The 313-nt window shown below is 41.5% G+C and carries 1 protein-coding gene; it reads right to left on the bottom strand.

The window, feature by feature from the left end:
• Positions 1-230 (bottom strand): hypothetical protein (locus ACYVTD_RS18880; protein ID WP_461249114.1); only part of this gene is annotated, 230 nt, incomplete at its 3' end.
• Positions 231-313 lie beyond the last annotated feature (83 nt).

The following is a 313-nucleotide window of genomic DNA, read 5'->3' on the forward strand; positions in this document are numbered from 1 at the left end:
ATATTATCAATATCATCACTGGAAGGCTCTGGCTTATCGGCGGGGTTTTTGTCTTTCGCAAAAGCAAGTTTCGGGGGTTTTTTGGGTCCAGATTTTTTTGTAAAATACCCCCGGGTTAGGGGATTGTCTTGTTTATTCCCTGTTAACGCGGTTGTTTTTTTGTCTTCATCCTCATTTTTTTTCTTTGTTTTTTTCTTAGTTTTTTTTTTTTTAATGAACGCGCCACCCACGGAATCCTACACTGCACCGCTCGCGGGCGGGGTAAGATTTTAAAAAGAGACAGATGGCGCCCTTTAAGGCCCCTCAAAAAATT

It is taken from the genome of Treponema sp. R6D11, assembly GCF_054786075.1.